The 6,046-nt window shown below is 72.1% G+C and carries 4 protein-coding genes and 2 pseudogenes; 4 read left to right on the forward strand and 2 right to left on the reverse strand.

Annotated features, from left to right (window positions below):
- Positions 1 to 116 precede the first annotated feature (116 nt).
- Positions 117 to 1,046, reverse strand: a complete 930-nt coding sequence (locus tag AB0O67_RS36130; RefSeq protein WP_365459959.1) for an endonuclease/exonuclease/phosphatase family protein — start codon at positions 1,044 to 1,046, stop codon at positions 117 to 119.
- A gap of 186 nt (positions 1,047 to 1,232) precedes the next feature.
- Here AB0O67_RS36130 and AB0O67_RS36135 point away from each other — a divergent pair, with 186 nt between their 5' ends.
- Positions 1,233 to 2,537, forward strand: coding sequence for an aldolase (locus AB0O67_RS36135; protein WP_365459962.1), 1,305 nt, complete (start codon positions 1,233 to 1,235; stop codon positions 2,535 to 2,537).
- Positions 2,538 to 2,643: 106 nt separating this feature from the next.
- Positions 2,644 to 3,097 (forward strand): annotated as a pseudogene (locus tag AB0O67_RS36140) (serine/threonine protein kinase); the annotation flags it as partial.
- Between the two features lie 155 nt (positions 3,098 to 3,252).
- On the opposite strand, the gene AB0O67_RS36145 reads toward AB0O67_RS36140, so the two are convergent.
- Complete coding sequence (locus tag AB0O67_RS36145; protein WP_365459965.1) at positions 3,253 to 4,335, reverse strand: LacI family DNA-binding transcriptional regulator; 1,083 nt, start codon at positions 4,333 to 4,335, stop codon at positions 3,253 to 3,255.
- A 145-nt stretch (positions 4,336 to 4,480) separates the two neighbouring features.
- On the opposite strand from AB0O67_RS36145, the gene AB0O67_RS36150 reads away from it, so the two are divergent.
- Together AB0O67_RS36150 and AB0O67_RS36155 are read left to right on the forward strand one after the other, a co-directional pair.
- Entirely contained in the window at positions 4,481 to 5,434 is a 954-nt protein-coding gene (locus tag AB0O67_RS36150; protein WP_365459968.1) for an ROK family protein, read from the forward strand.
- A 114-nt stretch (positions 5,435 to 5,548) separates the two neighbouring features.
- Positions 5,549 to 5,740, forward strand: a pseudogene (locus tag AB0O67_RS36155) (hypothetical protein); the annotation flags it as partial.
- Positions 5,741 to 6,046 lie beyond the last annotated feature (306 nt).

Here is a 6,046-nt window from a genome sequence, read left to right on the forward strand (position 1 = left end):
AACGCTCGGCTGGGAAACCCCAGCCGAGCGTCTGCATAAACTGCTCGCCGTCTGACCTAACCGATCATGTGTTGCGACGATCCCTAGAAACCGCCGCCGGTCACGGGGGCCTCGGCTCATCCCAGGGTCAGCGTGGCCTGCACTGGCAGATGGTCACTGGGGAACTGGCCGTCCACCGAGAACGTGTTGATGTCCGCGCGATGCACGGTGACGCCCGGCGTGGCGAGAATCCAGTCGATCCGGTCACCGTTCGGCGTCAGGGGCCGGTAGCCGTGGAAGGTCGCGTACAGGTCGCCTCGCTCGGCCGCCGTCTCCCAGGTGTCCGTGAGGCCGGCGCCCAGCATCGTGTCGTAGACCGGATTCATGTGCGCGGCGACGTTGAAGTCACCGGTCACCAGCAGCGGCAGCGAGCGGTCCAGGCCGGCGACGCGCTGCGCGATCAGTGCGGCGGCACGCGCGCGTGCGTCCTGGCTGCGGTTGTCGAGATGGGTGTCGAGGAAGTGGAACTCCCGGCCGCCGTCCCGCAGATCGCGGAAGCGGACCCAGGTGACCATCCGGATGGAGCCGCCGCCCCAGGTGTTCGAACCGATCACGTCGGGGGTGTCGGACAGCCAGAAGTGGTCGAACTCCAGCGGGGCCAGGCGGCGGGTGTCGTAGAAGATCGCCATGAACTCGTCCCGGCTGCCGCCCGCGCGGCCGGTGCCGATCCAGTCGTGGTGCGGGCCGAGGTCGGACTCGATGTCCAGGACCTGCTGGTAGAGGCCCTCCTGAGTGCCGACGAGGTGCGGGCGCTCGCGGCGCAGCAGCTCGCGCATCACGGGTCTGCGCACGGCCCAGCTGTTGGGTTCGGTGGTGCTCGCGAAGCGGAGGTTGAAGGACATGGTCCTCAGTCGGCGGTCGGCGCGCCGTGCCGGCTGCTCCGTGTCGCGCTCCTGCGCCGAGGCGGCCGACGACGACAGTGCTGTACTGGAGAGGGGCAGGACGACCGCTGCGGCCAGCGCGCTCTTCAGGCCCAGGCGGCGGGTGACTCGGCTCCGGTGCGGCACAGGGGCTCCTTCGGTCGGTGCGGCCAGGGGAGTGGGCGTACCGAGTGTTCTACCGCCTCATGAGATGAGCGTGAACATGCCGATAGGTCCGGGTGGCCCGGAGGGTGTTGACCAGGCGGAAGGTCCCCCGATAACTTCGGTCTACGGATTGTTGATTCCGCATAGCGGAAAATAGGAGGGTGTGGAATGGGTCAGGGCCAGCAGGAGCAGGTCGCGACGAGCCTCGCGGGCACGGTGAGCGAGGAGATCAGCGCCTCCCTCGCGCCGGTCGACGCCGAACTGGAGCGCCGCTACCCCGGAGACCCCGGCACCCGTCAGCCCGTCCACACCGTCTACGTACCCGGTGACGCCTTCACCGCCGACACCCTCCGCTCCTGGGGCGACCAGGCACTCGCCGCACTCGACGAACACGCCCCGGACGCCGCGTCCTTCGCCGCCGTCCTGGGGCTCTCCGACGAACTCGCCGAGCCCGTGTACGCGCGTGTGCGCGCCAAGCTGGAACGCGAGCCCATCGAGGACCTCCGGGTCGACTTCGAGGACGGCTACGGTCCTCACCCCGACGCCGAGGAGGACGAGACGGCGGCCCGCGCGGCCCGGCTGATCGCGCACGCGTACGAGAACGGCACGGCGGCGCCGTACATGGGCATCCGGATGAAGTGCATGGAGGCGCCGGTACGGGACCGGGGCATCCGCACCCTCGACATCTTCCTCACCGGCCTGATGCGGGCCGGCGGCCTGCCCGACGGGCTGGTGCTCACGCTGCCCAAGGTGACCTACCCGGAGCAGGTCACCGCCATGGTCCGGCTGCTGGAGGCCTTCGAGAAGGCGCACGACCTGGAGCCCGGCCGGCTCGGCTTCGAGATCCAGATCGAGACCAGCCAGTCCATCCTCGCCGCCGACGGCACCGCCACCGTCGCCCGGATGATCCAGGCCGCCGAGGGCCGCGCCACCGGCCTGCACTACGGCACCTTCGACTACAGCGCCTGCCTCGGCGTCTCCGCCGCCTACCAGGCCGGCGACCACCCCGCCGCCGACCACGCCAAGGCGGTCATGCAGGTCGCCGCCGCCGGCACCGGCGTACGCGTCTCCGACGGCTCCACCAACGTCCTGCCGGTCGGCCCCACCGTGAAGGTCCACGACGCCTGGCGCCTGCACTACGGCCTCACCCGCCGCGCCCTGGCCCGCGCCTACTACCAGGGCTGGGACATGCACCCCGGCCACATCCCGACCCGGTACGCGGCCGTCTTCGCCTTCTACCGCGAGGGCTTCGAACAGGCCGCCGGCCGCCTCGCCCGCTATGCCAACCGGGCCGGCGGCGACGTCATGGACGAGCCCGCCACCGCTAAGGCCCTCAGCGGCTACCTGCTGCGCGGCCTGGACTGCGGCGCCCTCGACATCGGCGAGGTGGCGCGGCTGACCGGACTCACCCGGGCCGACCTGGAAGGCTTCGCCGCGCCCCGGCGGGGCGACCTGACGGCGTCCGCGAAGTAGCCGGCAGGACTGGCACGGACGCGCCTGAGACGGACTCCGGCACCGCTGCCCCGGAGTCCGTACGGCACTCGCCGACGTGTCGTACCAGGCGCAGAACGGGGCAGCGGTGTCTTCGGGGGAGAACGGACAGGCGGACGGGACCGGTCGACTGCCCGCCGGACGCTCATGCGTGACGGCGCGGCTCGGCAGGGGCGGCACGGGGGCGGTCCGACGAGCGGCCGACAAGGTCCTCGGCCGCGAGGCCGCCGTCGAGGAACTGCGCACCTCCACCGACGCCGCCGGACCCCGAACTGGCCGAGCTGCGACTGCGGATGCGGCGTGAGGCCGCGCCGCCGCCAGCGTGCGGCACCCAGGTGTGGTCGCCGTGCACGACATCGCCGGCATCGACGGCCGTCCGCTGATCGTGATGGAACTGGTCGCCGGCCCCTGCCCGGACGACGCCCTGCGCGACCGCGGAACCCGCGACCCCCGCGAGGCCGCGGGGATCGGCGCCAAGGTTCATGGACGCGCCGGCCGCCGCCCGCCGCGTCGGGGTCCTGCACCGTGACGTCAGGCGCGGCGGTTGCGGAGGCGACGGTGCGACGGGAGGCAGCGGTACCGAGACCACCCCGCATTCCGGTCTGCTGAGCAGCGACGGGCGTCTGGGAATCGGCTGCTACTCGGTCAGCGGGGTGGACCGCACCAGCAGTGCAGGCGTCCGGGTTCGAGCGACCGGTCAAACCGCCGGCGGCAGCTCACCCGAGCCACGAGTGATCAGCCGGGTCGGCAGTTCGATCTTCTCGGGGACGATCAGCGAACCGTCCAACTGGCGAAAGAGCCGCTCGGCCGCGGTGCGGCCCAGTGCCGCCGCATCCTGAGCGACGACCGTGACCCCCGGCTGGAGCAGGTCCGCCAGTTCGATGTCGTCGAAGCCGACGAGCGCGATCTGGCGCGGGTGCTCGGCCAGGACCCGGATCACCGTGACCGTCACCCGGTTGTTGCCGGAGAAGATCGCGGTGACGGGGGAGGGGCCGGACAACATCTCCTCGGCCGCCAGCCGCACCCGCAGCGGATCCGTGGCACCCAGGGACATCCAGGGGTCCTCGACCGGTATGCCGGCGTCCTCCATGGCCGCCCGGTAGCCGCGCAGACGCTCGGCCGCGGTGTGGATGCGGGGCATGTCGCCGATGAACCCGATCCGCCGGTGCCCGTGCGCGATCAGATGGGCGACGCCGTCCCGGGCCCCGCCGAAGCTGTCCGAGAGGACCACGTCGGCGTCGATCTTCCCGGCCGGACGGTCGACGAACACCGTGGCGACGCCCGCCTTCAGCTCGGGCTCCAGATAGCGGTGGTCGTCACCGGCCGGGATGACCACCAGCCCGTCCACCCGCCGCGCGCACAACGCCAGGACCAGCTCCTGCTCACGGTCCGGGTCCTCGGCGCTGGAGCCGTTGATCAGCAGGGCGCCGTGCGCGCGGGCCACCTCCTCCACGGCGCGGCTCAGGGGGCCGTAGAACGGGTCGGCGAGGTCCTCCAGGACCAGCCCGATGCTCGCCGTACGGCCCTTGCGCAGGACGCGCGCACTGTCGTTGCGGCGGAAGCCGAGCGCCTCGATGGCCTCCTGGACGCGGCGTTCGGTCTCCGGGGTCACCCCCGGTTCCCCGTTCACGACCCGGGACACCGTCTTCAGTCCGACGCCGGCGCGGGCCGCTACGTCCTTCATGGTGGGCCGGTTTCCGTAGCGGTTTCCGGCGAGGCGGTGGGTCTCGGGCACGGTGAGCTGTCCTGTCCTGTGGTCCGTGGGGGTGCGTGGGTCCATGGTTTGTATGAGGATGTGGCGTCGAGCATAGAGCCTGGACAACGTTGTCAGCAGCGGGAGAGACTGTCCCCCGCACTTCCCGGCCCCCGCCCCACCGCAGGGCCGGCCAGCCCATTTCCCAAGGTTGACGGGGGATCCCACACTGATGCACACCGACCTCGTGGCTGCGCTCGACATCGGCGGCACCAAGATCGCAGGCGCGCTGGTGGACGGCGGCGGCCGGATCGTGGCGCGCGCCCAGCGCCCGACGCCCGCCCAGAAGGACGGCGACACCGTGATGCGGGCCGTCGAGCAGGTGATCGGCGAGCTCACCGCCTCTCCGCTGTGGAGCCGCGCCGAAGCGGTCGGCATCGGCAGCGCGGGCCCGGTGGATGCCTCCGCGGGCACGGTCAGTCCAGTGAACGTCCCCGGCTGGCGCGACTACCCCCTGGTGGCCCGGGTCCGGGCGGCCACCGGAGGGCTGCCCGTCGAGCTGATCGGTGACGGCGTGGCCATCACCGCCGCCGAGCACTGGCAGGGCGCGGCACGCGGCCACGACAACGCGCTGTGCATGGTCGTCTCCACCGGCGTCGGCGGCGGCCTGGTCCTCAACGGACGGCTGCACCCAGGCCCCACGGGCAATGCCGGTCACATCGGCCACATCAGCGTGGACCTCGACGGCGACCCTTGCCCGTGCGGTGCCCGAGGCTGCGTGGAGCGCATCGCCAGCGGCCCCAACATCGCCCGCCGCGCCCTGGAGGGCGGCTGGCTGCCGGGCCCGGACGGCGACACCTCCGCCGCGGCCGTGGCCGCCGCCGCCCGTGCGGGCGACCCGGTCGCCGTGGCCTCCTTCGAACGCGCCGCCCAGGCACTGGCCGCCGGCATCGCGGCCACCGCGACCCTGGTCGAGATCGACATCGCAGTGATCGGCGGGGGAGTGGGTAATGCGGGTGACGTGCTGTTCGCGCCCCTGCGCAAGACCCTCGCCGACTACGCGACCCTGTCGTTCGTCCAGCGTCTGACCGTGGTGCCCGCCCAGATGGGCACGGACGCGGGGCTGGTGGGGGCCGCGGCGGCGGTGCTGGGCAGGAGAGCGGAGGCCACGGCGGCGGGTGTGTGAGCGGCGGCAGGAACGTTCACCCGGTGGCCGGGACCGGTCGAACGGGCAGGAGTGGGATCGGTGGAACGGGTATGAGTGCGTGACCCCGGACCGGGTCCGTCAGTTGGTCGGGGCATGAAGAAGCGCAGCATGCTTGCCATCGCCTCCCTCGCCACCGGCTTCGTCGTCGCGGCGGTCACCCCTTCCCACGCCGTGGGCGACGGGCTGAGCAACATCAACGTCGGAGACACCCTCCAGACGCTCGACAACACCATCGCCAGCGAGAGCCTGCAGCTGGACAAGAACGCCCTCGTGGGCGAGCAGGGCGAGAAGGCCGACGGCAAGCAGACCCAGAAGGGCAAGCCGGGCGGCAAGGCCGTCGGCAAGCACAACCAGAAGGGCAAGCCGAGCGGCAAGGCCGACGGCAAGCAGACCCAGAAGGGCAAGCCGGGCGGTAAGGCCGGCGGCAAGCAGGGCAACAAGGGCCACTGAGGCGGCGGACAGCCACACGGCGAGGCGCCGGCACCCGGGAAACGGGACCCTCTTCAACGCCTACCTGCCGGTCCGGGCCGCCCTGGTCGGGCCCTTCACCGACGCCGAGGCCGCCCACGCGCGACTCGAACCCGTGGTGGA

The sequence above is a fragment of the Streptomyces sp. NPDC086077 genome (assembly GCF_040686175.1).
In the GTDB taxonomy this organism is placed as follows: domain Bacteria; phylum Actinomycetota; class Actinomycetes; order Streptomycetales; family Streptomycetaceae; genus Streptomyces.